Here is a 15990-nt window from a genome sequence, read left to right on the forward strand (position 1 = left end):
GATTGTGGTTCGACCAGCCGGGATTTGGTTGCATCTTTTCCTGTATTTTATAAACTACGAAAACCATCGCGAAAGCGAATTTTGATAGGAAATTTAATAGCATGAGCACTATTGAAGAACGCGTTAAAAAAATCATCGTTGAGCAACTTGGTGTTAAAGAGGACGAAGTTGTCAATTCAGCTTCTTTTGTTGATGACTTGGGCGCTGATTCTCTTGACACAGTTGAACTCGTAATGGCTCTGGAAGAAGAGTTCGATATCGAAATTCCAGATGAAGAAGCAGAAAAGATCACTACAGTTCAGGCAGCTATTGATTACGTCCAGAACCAAAGCGAATAAGTGAACACACCTAGGCGGTCACTCGACCGCCTAAGTTTCTGCCCTAAATTATTTCCCTCCCTGGAGGATAAGCGTGTCTAAGCGTCGAGTAGTTGTGACCGGACTAGGCATGTTATCTCCTGTCGGTAACACAGCTGAATCTTCTTGGAAAGCTGTTTGTGCCGGACAGAGTGGTATCAGCCTGATTGACCATTTTGACACCAGTCGCCATGCAACTAGATTTGCTGGTCTGGTTAAAGGTTTTAATCATGAAGATTTTAATATTTCGCGCAAAGATGCACGAAAGATGGATGATTTCATTCAATATGGTATTGCAGCAGGTGTGCAAGCTATTGAAGATTCTGGAATCGAAGTAACAGAAGCCAATGCTAGTCGTTTTGGTGCTGCTATTGGTTCTGGTATTGGTGGTTTGGGTCTTATTGAAGAGAATCACGGTGCGTTAGTGGCTAGTGGCCCTCGTAAGATCAGCCCATTCTTTGTTCCTTCCACGATTGTAAATATGGTGGCAGGTCACCTGAGTATCATTTACGGCTTACGTGGCCCAAGTATCTCTATCGCCACAGCATGTACATCAGGTGTGCATAATATCGGTCATGCTGCTCGTATTATTGCTTACAATGATGCGGATATTATGCTAGCAGGTGGCGCAGAAAAAGCCAGTACGCCTCTGGGAGTTGGCGGCTTTGGCGCTGCCCGTGCTTTGTCTACCCGTAACGATAATCCACAGGGTGCAAGCCGGCCGTGGGATAAAGACCGTGATGGTTTTGTTCTGGGGGATGGTGCAGGTATTCTGGTGCTGGAAGAGTATGAGCACGCGAAGAGACGCGGTGCGAAAATTTACGCGGAAATCGTTGGCTTTGGTATGAGCAGTGATGCCTACCATATGACGTCACCACCAGAAGATGGTGCTGGCGCTGCGCTGGCGATGGAAAATGCCCTGAAAGATGCCGGTATTACCATTGAGCAGGTGGGATATATTAATGCTCACGGTACTTCAACACCAACCGGCGACTTAGCGGAATCCCATGCAGTTGAGTCAGTATTTGGTGAAGGCACAGATGTTTTAGTCAGTTCGACCAAATCAATGACTGGTCATTTGTTAGGTGCTGCTGGTGCAGTGGAATCTATTTTCACTATCTTGGCACTACGTGATCAAATTGTTCCACCAACTATCAACCTGGAAAACCAGGATGAGAACTGCCGTCTGGATTTCGTTCCTAACGAATCCCGTAAAGTGGAAGGCATGGAATATGCGTTATGTAACTCTTTCGGTTTCGGTGGTACTAACGGCTCACTGATTTTCCGTAAGATATAAGCCTTATTTTTGTAAATACTTTAAGGCGACAGAATAAGGAGCTCCAATAGTTAATAATTATTGGAGCTCCTTTCATTGCAGGCTCTACGGGCATTTTTGCACTCATGTCTGCTATATACTATGATACCGCTTCCTGATAAGTTGGTTGAAATACCTTTTTTGAGTAATTAAGAACACAGTTATATGTATTGGATTAATGGGAAGCGGTGCGACTATTTGCCAGTGAATGATCGTTCAGTTCAATTCGGGGATGGTTGTTTTACAACAGTAAAAATAGAGCAGGGACAGGCCGCTTTGCTGTCATTGCATATCCAAAGATTACAAAAAGGCGTTGAAAGGTTATCTCTTCCACAACCCAATTGGCAACAGCTTGAAAACCATATAAAGCAGATTGCTTCTACTACTGGACAAGCCGTACTTAAAGTTATTCTCTCCCGTGGAGCTGGAGGGCGTGGTTACAGTGCACAGGGTTTTACACAACCAAATCAGATCCTGTCTCTCACGCCTTATCCCGAAAAATATCTGAAACAACGTCAGGAAGGCCTTTCTCTGGTGCTCAGTCCGATACCTATGGGAATAAATCCTTATCTTGCCGGAATTAAACACCTTAACCGATTGGAACAGATATTGATTAAATCATTTATCGAGAAGTCAAATGCTGATGAAGCTTTGGTACTCGATACAGATGGTTTATTGATTGAATGCTGTACTGCAAACATTTTCTGGCGTAAAGGAAAAGATGTGTATACTCCTGATTTGCGGGGATGTGGAGTTGAAGGTGTGATGCGGGAAAAAATAATACAGTTATTATCAGAAAGTGGCTATTACCTCTCCTGTGTAAATCGTTATCCTGAAACATTGGCTTATGCAGACGAGGTAATAGTTTGCAATTCTCTAATGCCGGTGATACCTGTCAGTGAAATTCAGGTTCATGAAAATCAGCCCGCATGGAAATATCAGTCAAGGGAGCTGTATGAATATTTGCTTCCTGAATGTCTGAAGTTGTAATTCGCTCTGTGTTTAAGTGATTAATTGATGAAACGGAAAAAGCGCTTTTTCGCCCTATTGGCTTTGATTATCATTGTGGCGGCAATATTACTCTATGCTGGTTATAAGAAAGTTGAAAGATTTGCAGATCAAACATTGGCAATCAAACAAGATCGGGTATTTACATTGCCGGCAGGTATTGGCCGTCATAGCCTGGAAGCATTATTGGTTCAGGATAACCTGATTAAAGATAGTCATATTTTCCCTTGGTTATTGAGGCTGGAGCCAAAACTTGCTGGATTTAAAGCGGGAACTTACCAGTTGACACGGGAAATGACGTTGAGGGAAATGTTACAATTATTCTCCAGTGGCAAAGAGGCGCAATTTACGGTCCGTTTTGTCGAAGGCAGCCGTTTATCTGACTGGTGGAAAATACTACAACAATCTGAGTATCTTAAACATGAACTGAATGATAAAAGCGCTCAGGAATTGGCTGAAATACTGGGTATCAAAGAGACTGATACTTTGGAAGGGGGGCTCTATCCGGATACTTATCACTATACGGCGGGGACGAGCGATATCGCATTACTGAAACGGGCATACCGACAGATGCAAATGACGCTTGAAGAAGAATGGCAAAAGCGCGATAAAAACCTGCCCTATAAAAGTGCTTATGAAATGTTGATCATGGCATCGATAATTGAGAAAGAGACCAGTATTGAGTCTGAACGGACAAAAGTGGCTTCTGTATTTATTAACCGATTACGGTTGAATATGCGGCTACAAACTGATCCGACAGTGATCTATGGCTTAGGCGAAAAATATACAGGCACTATTTTTCGCAAAGATTTAACCACACTGACGCCATACAATACTTACATGATTAATGGTTTGCCGCCTACGCCAATTGCTATGCCTGGTCTTGCTTCGATAAAAGCGGCTGCGCACCCGGCAAAAACTGAATTTCTCTATTTTGTCGCGGATGGTAAAGGAGGCCATACTTTTACGACCAATCTGGCGGCGCATAACAGAGCGGTGAATATTTACCGTCAGGGATTAAGACAGAGCAGATGAACAGCAAATTTATTGTTATTGAAGGGCTAGAGGGTGCCGGAAAAACTTCAGCGATGAAAACAGTCGTTGAAAGATTGCAGCAGCACGGTATTCAAGACTTAGTTTTTACCCGTGAGCCGGGAGGAACACCACTGGCAGAAAAATTACGTGAGTTGATTAAGCAAGGTATTGAAGGTGAATCTCTGACGGATAAAGCAGAGGTGCTGATGTTATATGCAGCCAGGGTGCAACTGGTCGAAAATGTGATTAAACCTGCTCTGGCCCGTGGTGCATGGGTTGTGGGTGATCGTCATGACCTCTCTTCTCGGGCGTATCAAGGAGGAGGACGTGGTATTGATAAAAACTTAATGACCTCGCTGCGTGATACCGTTCTGGGTGATTTTTGTCCTGATCTGACTATTTATCTTGATCTTCCTCCTCAGATGGGTCTACTACGCGCCCGTGAGCGCGGGGAATTAGACAGAATTGAAAAAGAGTCGATGGATTTCTTTGATCGCACTCGCAGCTGTTACCTGGAGTTTGCGGCGCAAGATAAGCGTATTGTGACTGTTGATGCCGCTCAACCAATAGAACAGGTACAAGCCGATATTTGCCAAGCCCTTGAGCAATGGCTGAAACAGCAGGAAAATGGCTGATGAATTGGTATCCTTGGCTTAATCAGCCATACCGTCAGTTGGTAAAATTCCATCAGCAAGGGCGGGGCCATCATGCTTTATTACTTCATGCTAATGCCGGTACCGGGGCTGATGTGTTGATATATGGTTTAAGCCGTTGGTTGATGTGTCAGAATAAGCAGGGGATGAAAAGCTGTGGGGAGTGTCATAGTTGTCATCTAATGATGGCAGAAACTCATCCTGATTGGCATATTATGTCACCGGAGAAGGGTAAAACCAGTGTTGGTGTGGAAGCCGTACGCCAGATTACAGAAAAGCTTTATAGTCGTTCTCAGCAAGGCGGCGTAAAAATTGTCTCGCTGCCTTTGGTTGATTGTCTGACAGATGCTGCTGCTAATGCATTATTGAAAACGTTGGAAGAGCCGCCGGAACATACCTATTTTCTTCTGGAGTGTCGTCAGCCAGCCAACCTTTTGGCAACTTTGCGCAGTCGCTGTTTTTACTATTTTCTGCCGGTACCTGAAGCAGAAACTAGCCTTTATTGGTTGCAAAAACAGTTAACTGTCATTTCTTCGGTTGATGCAATGACGGCTTTGAAACTGTCTCAGGGAGCGCCTGTTGCGGCAGAACAATTGCTGCAACCGGAGCGATGGCAAATTCGGAAACAATTCTGTCAGGCTGTTGAACAGGCTTTGGATAAACGTGATGCTTTATCACTTTTATCTCAGTTAAATCAAGAAGATGTGCCGCATCGCCTTCATTGGCTTATCAGTTTGTTACTTGATGCGGTAAAGTGGCAACAGCAGGCGCAGAGTTATTGCATCAATCAGGATCACCAAACGCTGATTTATCAATTAAGTTCCATGCATACTATGGCTGTTTTACTACAAGGCGTTGATGACTGGACGTATTGCCGTCATCAGCTACTCTCAGTCGTGGGCGTAAACAGAGAGTTGTTACTGACAGAGCGATTGCTCAATTGGGAAAAACAGTTTACTTCACAATTTTGAAATCTTTTTTGTATACGAGTTTAATATGTTGTTAGTGGATTCGCATTGTCATCTTGATTGTCTTGATTATGAAAAACTACATAAAAATGTAGATGATGTTGTCGCAAAAGCGGCGGATCGGGAAGTTAAATTTATGTTGGCAGTAGCGACTACGCTACCCGGTTTCCGGCAAATGAAAACCCTGATCGGTAAACGGGAAAATATCGTCTTTTCCTGTGGTATTCATCCGCTTAATCTGGATGAAGGCTACGATTTTGATGAGTTGGCACGTTTAGCGGCCGGGAATGAGGTTGTCGCATTGGGTGAAACCGGGCTGGATTACTATTATCAGCAGGATAATGCTGAACTACAACGAACCTCGTTTCGTGAACATATTCGTATCGGCCGTAAACTCAATAAGCCCGTTATTGTTCATACTCGCAGTGCCCGTGATGATACTTTGCTGGTATTGCGTGAAGAACAGGCGCAAGAATGTGGTGGTGTTTTGCATTGTTTTACTGAGGATAAAGATACCGCCAGAGAATTATTGGATTTAGGCTTCTACATTTCGTTCTCCGGTATTGTGACTTTCCGTAATGCGGAGCAAATTCGTGAAGCAGCAAGATATGTACCGTTGGATCGTATTCTGATTGAAACCGATTCGCCTTATCTTGCACCGGTACCGCATCGTGGCAAAGAAAACCAGCCTGCGTACGTGCGTGATGTTGCGGAATATATGGCTGTGCTCAAAGGTGTGGGTATTGAAGAGCTGGCTCAGGTTACCACGCAGAATTTCTGCGATCTATTTCATGTTGATGTATGCAAAATTTGATTTTTCAACTTGAATTTGTGGTTTGTAAGCGCTCATATATCTCTTGTTTTTTGAATAAAAGGAAAATGTGATGGCAGAAGAAACTATTTTTAGCAAAATTATTCGTCGTGAAATACCTTCTGATATTGTTTATCAGGACGATCTGGTTACTGCATTTCGCGATATTTCTCCACAGGCGCCGATTCATATTTTGATTGTTCCCAATGTTTTGATCCCGACAGTGAACGATGTCAAGGCAGAGCATGAAGCCGCGTTGGGACGAATGATGACGGTTGCAGCGAAAATTGCTGAACAGGAAGGCATTGCCGAAGATGGATATCGTTTGATTATGAACTGTAACCGTCATGCGGGACAGGAAGTTTACCATATTCATATGCATCTGGTTGGCGGCTGTCATTTGGGGCCATTACTGTTGAAGTAAGCGTGGAGTGCTAAAATTCGTTTATATAGTATATAGCCAGATATTCGGGGGTATTTTTCTCAGAATAGTCCCGGATATCTCGATTTTTAATAAATGCTACTGATTTTATTACTGAGGTTGAACCGATAATAGATTGCTGGTGTCACAGCAGAAACTTATCTGTTTCTTTAAACTCTGTAATTGGAATAATAGGTTGATGAAAAGAATTGTTTTTGTAGCGCTATCGGTCATGTTTCTGGCTGGTTGTCCATCTTTGCCTCCGCAGCAGCCTGAGCCTCCCACTCCGGTTATACCTGTGCCCCCAGAACCGACGCCACTACCTGAAAAAGTTCCAGAGCCGCCTAAAATGCGTGAAATTGACTGGGAAGGCACTGTGCAACTATTGGTAGAGCAAATGGTTAAGGCGAATGGACTGGAGAGCGGCAAGTTGCTGTTAGTTGATACAGTAAAAAATAACACTAATGGTGTGTTGCAAACCATGCAAGTCACTGATGTTTTGCGTCAAGCCATCAATAACAAAAATGTTTTTGCATTAGTACCGCAAAATCAGGTACAGAGCGCTCGCCAATCTTTGGGCTTGTCTGAAGAAGATAGTCTGGGATTACGCAGCAAAGCGATTGGTCTGGCTCGTTACTTAAATGCGGATTATGTTCTCTATTCTATCGTTTCCGGTAACAGTGATAAGCGAGATATTGTCATGCAACTGATGATTGTACAGACAGGTGAGATTCTTTGGTCAGGACACGGTGACGTTAAGTAATCAAAATTGTTTATTGCGGGCGTTATGTGGACAATGGCCTTATACAACAGCAGACAACTGGAAGATAAGGCCGTTAAGCGGTCTGACAAATGAAAGCTATTATACCACCGATGGCGAATATCATATTGTCGGCCGCAGGCAGTGGCAGCAAGGGAAGCAGCTTGGCGTTAACCGTCAGCGTGAAAACGCCATCCTGCGTCATCTCAGCCAGACAAAAATTGCTCCGCAAGTGATTGCAATGGATCCCCATTGGTTGTTATTAGAATGGCTGCCCGGTCATCTTATTGAGCAAAATGAATTTTCTCAGCCTGATTTTCTGCAAAAACTGGCGGCATTATTGACCACTTTGCATCATCAGCCGCTGTTCGGTTATCCGCTTCAACTACGGCATCAGTTAGAAAGCCACTGGTTGCAAATTGATAAAGCGCGCCTTACTCCTCGGTGGTTGCGGCTGCATAAACAATTTATATCTTCTTCGATGCCTTCAGTACTAAAACTATCACCTGCTCATATGGATGTTCATTGCGGTAATTTGCTTAATACGCCTCAGGGGCTGAAACTCATTGACTGGGAATATGCAGCTGATACCGATATCGGATTTGCGTTAGCGACGCTATTTCGTACCAATTATTGGGATGAACCGCAGCAGCAGGATTTTTTGCGCTGCTATTGCAGTCAGCCATCAGGATATCGGGATCGAATGTTATTGACGCGTCAGATTAAACGTTGGCAACCTTGGGTTGACTATATGATTTTGATGTGGTTTGAAGTGCGTTGGAAGCAGAGTGGTAACCCACAATTTTTAGAGTTAGCGCAACCGTTGCGCCTCTCTTTTGGTCTAACGTTTTAAATCAATCACGCTGCATTGATTGCAGCACATGAATACAAGTGAGGAATATTATGGGTCCGGTAATGTTAGATGTTGTCAATTATGAACTCGATAATGAAGAAAAGGAAATTTTGCAACATCCATTAGTGGGCGGTTTAATTCTGTTTACCCGTAATTTTCATGATGTTGAGCAATTACGTGAATTGGTTCGTCAAATTCGTCAGGCATCCCGCCATCGTCTTGTGATTGCTGTTGATCAGGAAGGCGGCAGAGTTCAGCGTTTCCGTGAAGGGTTCACCTGTTTACCTGCGGCCCAGTCTTTTGCTGAATTGGGTGATAATTTCAATGGCATTAAATTGGCGGAAGAAGCGGGTTGGCTGATGGCGTCTGAAATGATTGCAATGGATATCGACATCAGTTTTGCGCCGGTTCTGGATTTAGGTCATCAATGTCCAGCTATTGGTGAACGTTCATTCCATGAAAACCCTGAGCAGGCCAAGAGGATGGCAGAGCACTTTATTAAAGGCATGCATTCTGCCGGTATGAAATCAACGGGTAAGCATTTTCCGGGGCATGGTGCTGTCGATGCTGATTCTCATAAAGAAACGCCCCACGATGATCGTCCGTTAGACGTTATTTGCCGTCATGATATGTCTATTTTCCGTGATTTTATCCAGCGTAATTTGTTGGATGCGATTATGCCGGCTCATGTGATCTATTCTCAGGTAGATAAGCATCCTGCCAGCGGATCGTCATATTGGTTGAAATCGGTACTGCGTCAGCAATTGGGTTTTAATGGCGTAATATTTTCGGATGACCTCTCTATGGAGGGGGCGGCGATTATGGGCAGTTACGCTGAACGCGGTCAGGCTGCTCTGAATGCAGGTTGTGACATGATCCTAGTGTGTAATAACCGTGACGGGGCGGTCAGTGTGCTTGATAACTTGCCTCAGACCAAAGCAGAGAAAGTCTCGGAATTGTATCATCAGGGCGGTCAATTTAGCTTGAATGAATTAAAGAATTCAAAACGCTGGCAGCAGGCTAATAAAGCATTAACGGTTTTACATGAGAAATGGCAGTGTTGTGTTCGGTACTTGTGAAAACCTTTTTTATGAGCATTTTTTGATGGTTTTTTATACCATTTCTGTAATAATCATAATATTGGATCTGAAGTTGGTCGGGATAATGCGTAGTAAGAAAGTAAAGTCATTAAAACGGTTGGTTATCTTTGCATTTTGCACAGGTAGGTATGTTCACCCCGATGTAAAACCTCTTTCAGGCTTTCATGGAGCAGGAGTTTTAGAAGTTGTGGAGAATCATGATGGGGATACTTATCGAGCAGTCTACACTGTAAAGTTTGAAAACATAGTATTCGTTTTACATTGTTTTCAGAAGAAATCAAAAAAAGGAATTTCTACGCCTAAGGTTGATATCGATCTTATCAAGTCTCGGCTTGATAAAGCTAAACAGATTTATGAGGGTATGAAAAATGGCAAGATATGATGAAAATGATTTTGAAATCGGTTCAGACAATGTTTTTGCTGATCTAAATTTACCTGGCGCCGAAGATATGAAAATCAAAGCTGATTTGGCTATTCAGATCATAAATACAATTGAAAAACTGGGGCTTAATCAAACGGAAGCGGCAAAACGCATGGGACTATCACAGCCACGAATTTCTGCTCTATATAACGGAAAAGTTCTCAACTTGTCTGAGAAGAAATTAATGGAATGTCTTAATCGCCTTGGGTATGACATTGAGATTGTCGTAAAACCCAGTCGAGAATTTATTGGGCATCGTACTTTTTGCTTTGCTGGATAGGGGAATGCCAAGGGAATACGGGGGAGTTACATATTCCCCGTTTATCAAGCCAAATCCGACTAACTAGAAATAAATTGATAATTTTTATAATTGATGTTTATTTATTCAAAAGAATTTGATGTTGTTCAATTTTGGTATGACCCACTAACCAGCCGTGATATTATGTAACTATCACATCAGTTATTTATTCCAAATTAAATGTTATCTAAGAATATTGAAACAATATTCTTAGATAACATTTGATTTGCATTTTTAGTGGAGTAGTCATGTCAACACCAAAGAAGAGAATTGTGATCATTGGTGGAGGTGCTGGTGGTTTGGAACTGGCAACCAGTCTAGGGCATCAGCTGGGGCGCAAAAAGAAAGCAGAAATTGTGCTGGTGGATCGTAACCAAAGTCATTTATGGAAGCCGTTATTACATGAAGTCGCGACAGGATCACTCGACGATGGGGTTGATGCGTTGAGTTATCTGGCTCACGCCCGTAATCACTATTTCAGTTTTCAATTAGGCACGTTGACCGATATTCATCGTGACATCAAAAAGATCTCTTTGGCTGAGATCCGGGATGAATACAACGAGGTATTGGTTCCTGAACGTGAACTGAGTTATGACATTCTGGTTATGGCTCTGGGCAGTAAATCTAATGATTTTAATACGCAAGGTGTGAAAGAACACTGCATCTTCCTGGATAACCCGCAACAGGCGCATCGTTTCCATAATGAAATGCTGAACCTGTTTCTTAAATACTCTGCCAGCAGTGGTCAGCAAGATAAGGTCAATATCGCTATCGTTGGTGGTGGTGCAACAGGTGTTGAGTTATCAGCAGAATTGCATAATGCGGTAAAACAGCTTAACAGCTATGGTTTTGAGGGACTGAGTTCAGAAGCACTGAATGTGACGTTAGTAGAAGCGGGTGAGCGTATTTTGCCTGCATTGCCGGCACGAATTTCTGCTGCGGCGCATCAGGAACTGACAAAACTTGGCGTTCATGTATTGACCAAAACTATGGTAACCAGTGCTGATGAGCATGGATTGAATACCAAAGAGGGTGAATTGATTAACGCGGATCTCATGGTATGGGCGGCGGGTATCAAAGCACCTGATTTTATGAAAGATATTGCCGGCCTTGAAACTAACCGGGTTAATCAACTGGTAGTGAAGCCAACGCTGCAAACGACATTTGATGACCATATTTTCGCTATTGGTGATTGTGCGTCATGCCCGAAGAAAGAGGGAGGTTTTGTTCCGCCAAGGGCACAGGCGGCTCACCAAATGGCTAGCCGTTGCCATAGTAATATTATGGCGTTATTGAATGACAAACCGTTAAAAGAGTATATCTACAAAGATCATGGTTCTCTGGTTTCGTTATCTAAATTCAGTACGGTTGGTAGCCTGATGGGTAATTTAATGCGTGGTTCAATGATGATAGAGGGGCGTGTGGCTCGTGCTGTCTATATTTCATTATATCGAATGCATCAGGTAGCTTTGCATGGTTATATTAAAACTGGCTTGATGATGTTGGTCGGTGGAATTAACCGTGTGATCCGCCCACGATTAAAATTGCATTAATTATTTAATCAATATAAGGCCACTCGTAAAATAATGAGTGGCCTTGATAAAGTATCACTTATTTAGTTTGAAATAATTTTTCTTAATTAAGAAAACAGACGATCAATTAATTTGAAAGCATTTGCAACATTTGGACGTGATCCAATCCCCTGTTGTTCTCCTGTTGAAAAACCACTATTCTTAACCAGTGTTGCTATTTGAAAGCAATTAAAATATCTATGGTATTTTAATTTGGTATAGGATTGGATGAGTGCTAACGCACCGGAAACTAAAGGTGTTGCACTGGATGTCCCATTATAACTACGAGTATAGTTTCTATTATTTCCTGGTAGGTGCTGCAAGTTTGAATATCCAGTGGTTGTGACATTCTCACCCCAGGAATTTAAACTGGTATAGAGATTATGATTGGAAAAGCCTAACCTGTATCCATTAATTGATGTACAGGCGCCAATCATAATACCACCAGGATCGCCATAATTGGGGAAGGTAAAATCATAGGCTAAATTAATACCGCCATTACCGGCAGAAAAGATAATAATTGCACCCGCGTCAACACAGCTTTTTATTTTCTGCCAATCAGATTTGATATAGGTAAAAGGGTAATATCTATTATTGGCGACAATTTGAATATTTAAACTAATAATATCTCCCGGCGAAAAACTATATATTATTTTATCAAAATCATCAATGTCGTAAAAACGGAAATGACATTCGTGAGCGATACCTGTCACACCAAATTTATTATTCTTTGCTGCAATACATCCGGTGGATGCTGTACCGTGGTTACAGTCTTGTGTTTCAGGGCGGCTGTTAACCACAGTAATATTACCAACAAAATCTTCATGGTTTCGGTAAACACCAAAATCAAGATGGTGCACAGTGATACCCTGACCTTCATAACCAGTAGCCCAGGCATTTCTGATATTCATTCCATTGTATTCGTCTAAATACCCTTGCAGATATGAAAAATCAGGCGTAATGATATGAGAATCAAATTCGGCAATCACCTCTGCTGGTTTGGATGAAATCAGAGGAGGCGGAGGCTGATATTTTAAAACAGGGGTGAGAGAGCAAAACTCGATATAATCCAGTTTTTCCAATTCATCGGCTAACTTGACTAAATCAGAATGATTAATATCCGCTTCTATTTTGTAAAGATAAGTTAATTTATTGAATTCCTGAGTTTTCCAGGCTTTTTTATCGAAATCGTCTTTATTAAAGACAGGTTTTATCTCCATTTTGTGTTTAGATGCATTAAAAAAAGGTAATGAATCAATTTTTTCAGCTTCTAATTTTTTTAATCCATCAGGGGAAAACATGATTTCAAGATTATACTTTAAATTGTCATTTGGGATATGATTATTTCCTTTTAAAGAAATAACATTATCTTCATACAGTGTTTTTTTGAGTAATGGATAGCTAATATCATTGTTTTCATTTCTAATGATTTCATTTATTTTTCTATCTATATCAAACAGAAAATCTGATTCTTTTATTTCTATATTTTCTGGTGGAAGTTTTTTAGTTACTTTTCCATTCTCAATGATAGTGGTTTCTATTATGTAATTTGTAGGTTTAAGTGAGGTAAAACAGGCCAATTGATTATTGTTACTATAGTATTCATATATATCTTTTGTATCTGAATCTATTAGTTTGTATTTTATTTCTATATTGTCACTCATTTCACCATAACATTTAAGATATAGATTACCGTCGAATTTTGCAGATTTAAAGTACTCAAGAGATATGGACATTGTTATTCTCCTCTTTAGTTAATTGCCTCCTTAGTATAACTACAAATGGGTATTTCATATTATTATTATTTCTTAGTCCACTATTCTGTTAGAGAGTGGATGTATTATCTATATTGATTATTACTGAATGTGATTTTATGTTGAATGTATATTTCCGGTTGTTTGGAATTTATTTCTTATTGAAATCAATGGTGGGTTTTAATTAATAAAATTAGGTATGAAGATATTCCATGATTAGTGCAGGGTTATTCGTGTTTTTATCTATTGTTTCTTCTTTTTTTACGAAACCACAGCTAAGATAGAAACCGATAGAATTTTTATTTTGACAATAAACCTCTAATTCCAGTTTATTTCGTAGATTTTTGGCATAGTTGATCAGCTGCTTACCGATACCTCTTCCTTGCGCTGACGGTGAAACAAAGATAGCGGCAATACGGTTTTCGTATAGGCTGAGAAAACCTTTCACAAAGCTTTGTTCTTCAAATACATAGGTTTCTGACGATGGGATATAGATATTGCGCATATCATCTGTTTTGCTTTTCCAAAAATCAGCATCAATGAAATTATGGGCAATCAACGATGCTGATAGCCAAATATCCAGAATAGTATCCATATCCTGTGTGTTAAAAGGGCGGATCATGATTGACTCCCAACAGATTTATATCTGTTTCAGCTGATAGCTATATTGTAGTGGTAGAGTAACCAATAACTACAATGGGAGTCAAGATAATGGATTTTTCCTGCTCTTTCTACGCTATTAATGCTTGATTGTTAAAAACGGGATCAGATTGAATATGGATCCTCTGTAAATGTCGCTCTGATTTAGACGTAAATCCTTCTCGCCCATGTAGCAGAGAGAAATTGTCCACAATCACTAAATCGTCTTTTTGCCATGCATGAGCATATAAATGGCGCTTATCGTATAGCGTATTGATAAAATCTTGCTGAAATTCCGCTACCTGATCAGGATTGATATTATGATACTCAATAGCATGTTTATTCAGGAATTTCTCACCATCTACCGCGGGTTCATTGTATCTGATGACAAATCCATTTCCATCCGGATGTTTTTCCAATAAAGGAGAATGGACTTCGCCGCCATAATGAGTGACTTTATTAATACGATAAGTAACCGATATATTTTTCCATTGTTCTAATTGCTGCTGAGTCGCATTAGCAACCACAAGGCGGGTATTGACGAAGGTGGTTCTGCCGCCTTGGTCACGGTTTGGCGCATGTGCGCAATGGAACATAATAAATTCGGGAATGGTCGGTTTATACATGCCGTCCCAGTGAAGCGGCATATAACTGTTATCAAATACGTGATCGGTCGTATCCTGATGTTCACGAACATCTAAAATAGCACCGAACGGCCACATCATTATTTCTCCCCAATCACGAGCATAATCTTCATATTTTTCGTGATCAGATAAGCCAGATTTGAAGCCACGTAATATAAGCAAATGATGTTTTTTAATCAGTTTTTTTAATTCTCCTACTGATAGCGTATCAATATGCTGGCCGGAATATTGTGGTGTAATCTTCAGGCCAAAAGGCGTTATCTCTTCTGTCTGAAATTTGTTTAAATCTGTCATAGTCATTTTCCTTTAAATTACATAATGGCTGGGTTTTCCATGAATATTTACTAATTTTCCGCCCATCATCTGAACTTCTTTATGTTTCATTAATATAAACTGCCCATTTACATTGGCTGCAACGCCATGCCAGGGGGTTAACCAATCATCCCTGGTTGGCATCATATGAATACCGAGTTTAATGCTGTCTGCTGGTTGAGGATGAATAGACAAACGTATGGCTTCTGGGAAATGCGTATCTAATAAACTTCCCCATGCCCAACTCCGCTGAATAACACCGATAGCTCTCTGTTTGGCATCTTTTTGCAGGGCATTGTTTGATCCGGTATAGCCGGGTAATAAGCTGTCTTCATATAAAAAGCGGGTAACCGCACGATACAATTGCAATCCATCACTGTTTTGCAACAATTGATTTTTAATGGATTCTTCAGTTCGGGCGTAATGTTTTACTAACATTTGCCTCTGTAAATCGAAATCATCACTGTGCTCGCAGAGGTTCTTATCGTCATTGAGATTAAATGTACTTAGGTTTATAGCACCCATCTCATTGATTAATTGTTTAATATCTTCATGATATTGACTGATAACATCATCATTGACACGAATTAAATCGCCGAAAACATGCCCATCTGAACAGATAATAATACGGGCGCCAGGAGGATAATAAAGTTGTATACGTTGGCATAGAGAATTAAGAAAAGTCAAAGATAAGCGTTCTGCCATATCGGGAGCAGTGCCAAGCACTTTATTTCTATTTGGTGATTTTGTTGGGAATGCCGGCAAAATAAATTCGATAGGTTTTTTGTTCTTGATAAAATACGCAATTCTGGGTAACTGTACTTTTTTAACAAATGTTTCTTCTTGCTCTAAATCTTTTTCTGAGTTGGTAAAACGTCTGCGGTATTGTAACAACTCATGTAAAATCTGCATGGAAATATTGCTAGAAGAAATATTATTAGAAGTAACGTTATTATAAGTAATACTTTGCATAATGACTATTTCTCTTTCTTGTCATAAATATCTATTTTTTATTTACTTCTTAAAAACAGATAAATACGAGTTTAACTAATTGGTATAGACGAAGTGTAA

Annotated in this window: 18 protein-coding genes; 14 read left to right on the forward strand and 4 right to left on the reverse strand. The window is 40.9% G+C overall.

The annotated features are described in order from the left end of the window. Window positions 1–101 precede the first annotated feature (101 nt). From acpP to ABR397_RS05325, 14 genes are all read left to right on the forward strand, one after another. Window positions 102–338, forward strand: coding sequence for an acyl carrier protein (acpP, locus tag ABR397_RS05260; RefSeq protein WP_350304783.1), 237 nt, complete (start codon window positions 102–104; stop codon window positions 336–338). Window positions 339–411: 73 nt separating this feature from the next. Next, window positions 412–1653 carry a beta-ketoacyl-ACP synthase II gene (fabF, locus tag ABR397_RS05265; protein WP_350304784.1) on the forward strand — a complete coding sequence of 414 codons (1242 nt, stop codon included), beginning with the start codon at window positions 412–414 and terminating at the stop codon, window positions 1651–1653. A gap of 183 nt (window positions 1654–1836) precedes the next feature. Then, a complete protein-coding gene (pabC, locus tag ABR397_RS05270; protein WP_350304785.1) occupies window positions 1837–2661 on the forward strand; it encodes an aminodeoxychorismate lyase in 825 nt (274 codons plus the stop codon). 27 nt (window positions 2662–2688) lie between these two features. Next, entirely contained in the window at window positions 2689–3714 is a 1026-nt protein-coding gene (mltG, locus tag ABR397_RS05275) for an endolytic transglycosylase MltG (protein WP_350304786.1), read from the forward strand. Beyond that, complete coding sequence (gene tmk, locus ABR397_RS05280; RefSeq protein ID WP_350304787.1) at window positions 3711–4349, forward strand: dTMP kinase; 639 nt, start codon at window positions 3711–3713, stop codon at window positions 4347–4349. The genes mltG and tmk overlap by 4 nt, the downstream gene beginning before the upstream one ends. Next, the gene (holB, locus tag ABR397_RS05285; RefSeq protein ID WP_350304788.1) at window positions 4349–5338 is read left to right on the forward strand and encodes a DNA polymerase III subunit delta'; all 990 of its coding nucleotides are present in this window, start codon (window positions 4349–4351) and stop codon (window positions 5336–5338) included. The genes tmk and holB overlap by 1 nt, the downstream gene beginning before the upstream one ends. Window positions 5339–5363: 25 nt before the next feature. After that, a complete protein-coding gene (locus ABR397_RS05290) occupies window positions 5364–6149 on the forward strand; it encodes a metal-dependent hydrolase (RefSeq protein ID WP_350304789.1) in 786 nt (261 codons plus the stop codon). Between the two features lie 70 nt (window positions 6150–6219). Then, window positions 6220–6570, forward strand: a complete 351-nt coding sequence (gene hinT, locus ABR397_RS05295) for a purine nucleoside phosphoramidase (protein ID WP_152961759.1) — start codon at window positions 6220–6222, stop codon at window positions 6568–6570. 196 nt (window positions 6571–6766) lie between these two features. Continuing rightward, on the forward strand, window positions 6767–7330 hold the full coding sequence (gene lpoB / locus ABR397_RS05300; RefSeq protein WP_350304790.1) for a penicillin-binding protein activator LpoB: 564 nt from the start codon (window positions 6767–6769) through the stop codon (window positions 7328–7330). Next, a complete protein-coding gene (gene thiK, locus ABR397_RS05305) occupies window positions 7317–8180 on the forward strand; it encodes a thiamine kinase (protein WP_350304791.1) in 864 nt (287 codons plus the stop codon). Before lpoB ends, thiK begins: the two co-directional genes overlap by 14 nt. Window positions 8181–8230: 50 nt before the next feature. Continuing rightward, entirely contained in the window at window positions 8231–9259 is a 1029-nt protein-coding gene (gene nagZ, locus ABR397_RS05310) for a beta-N-acetylhexosaminidase (protein WP_350304792.1), read from the forward strand. Window positions 9260–9344: 85 nt separating this feature from the next. After that, window positions 9345–9662, forward strand: coding sequence for a type II toxin-antitoxin system RelE/ParE family toxin (locus tag ABR397_RS05315; protein WP_350304793.1), 318 nt, complete (start codon window positions 9345–9347; stop codon window positions 9660–9662). Further along, a complete protein-coding gene (locus ABR397_RS05320; protein WP_350304794.1) occupies window positions 9649–9981 on the forward strand; it encodes a helix-turn-helix domain-containing protein in 333 nt (110 codons plus the stop codon). Before ABR397_RS05315 ends, ABR397_RS05320 begins: the two co-directional genes overlap by 14 nt. A 266-nt stretch (window positions 9982–10247) precedes the next feature. Further along, window positions 10248–11552 carry an NAD(P)/FAD-dependent oxidoreductase gene (locus tag ABR397_RS05325; protein ID WP_350304795.1) on the forward strand — a complete coding sequence of 435 codons (1305 nt, stop codon included), beginning with the start codon at window positions 10248–10250 and terminating at the stop codon, window positions 11550–11552. Window positions 11553–11638: 86 nt separating this feature from the next. Here ABR397_RS05325 and ABR397_RS05330 read toward each other — a convergent pair whose 3' ends face one another. The 4 genes from ABR397_RS05330 to pvcA all read right to left on the reverse strand — a co-directional run bounded on the left by ABR397_RS05330 (window position 11639) and on the right by pvcA (window position 15891). Then, window positions 11639–13306, reverse strand: coding sequence for a S8 family peptidase (locus tag ABR397_RS05330; RefSeq protein WP_350304796.1), 1668 nt, complete (start codon window positions 13304–13306; stop codon window positions 11639–11641). A gap of 211 nt (window positions 13307–13517) precedes the next feature. Continuing rightward, complete coding sequence (locus ABR397_RS05335; RefSeq protein WP_350304797.1) at window positions 13518–13946, reverse strand: N-acetyltransferase; 429 nt, start codon at window positions 13944–13946, stop codon at window positions 13518–13520. 109 nt (window positions 13947–14055) lie between these two features. Further along, entirely contained in the window at window positions 14056–14901 is an 846-nt protein-coding gene (locus ABR397_RS05340) for a TauD/TfdA dioxygenase family protein (RefSeq protein WP_350304798.1), read from the reverse strand. A gap of 12 nt (window positions 14902–14913) precedes the next feature. Further along, the gene (gene pvcA / locus ABR397_RS05345; protein ID WP_350304799.1) at window positions 14914–15891 is read right to left on the reverse strand and encodes an L-tyrosine isonitrile synthase; all 978 of its coding nucleotides are present in this window, start codon (window positions 15889–15891) and stop codon (window positions 14914–14916) included. Window positions 15892–15990: the final 99 nt, after the last annotated feature.

It is taken from the genome of Photorhabdus viridis (assembly GCF_040256935.1).
Lineage (GTDB): Bacteria > Pseudomonadota > Gammaproteobacteria > Enterobacterales > Enterobacteriaceae > Photorhabdus > Photorhabdus viridis.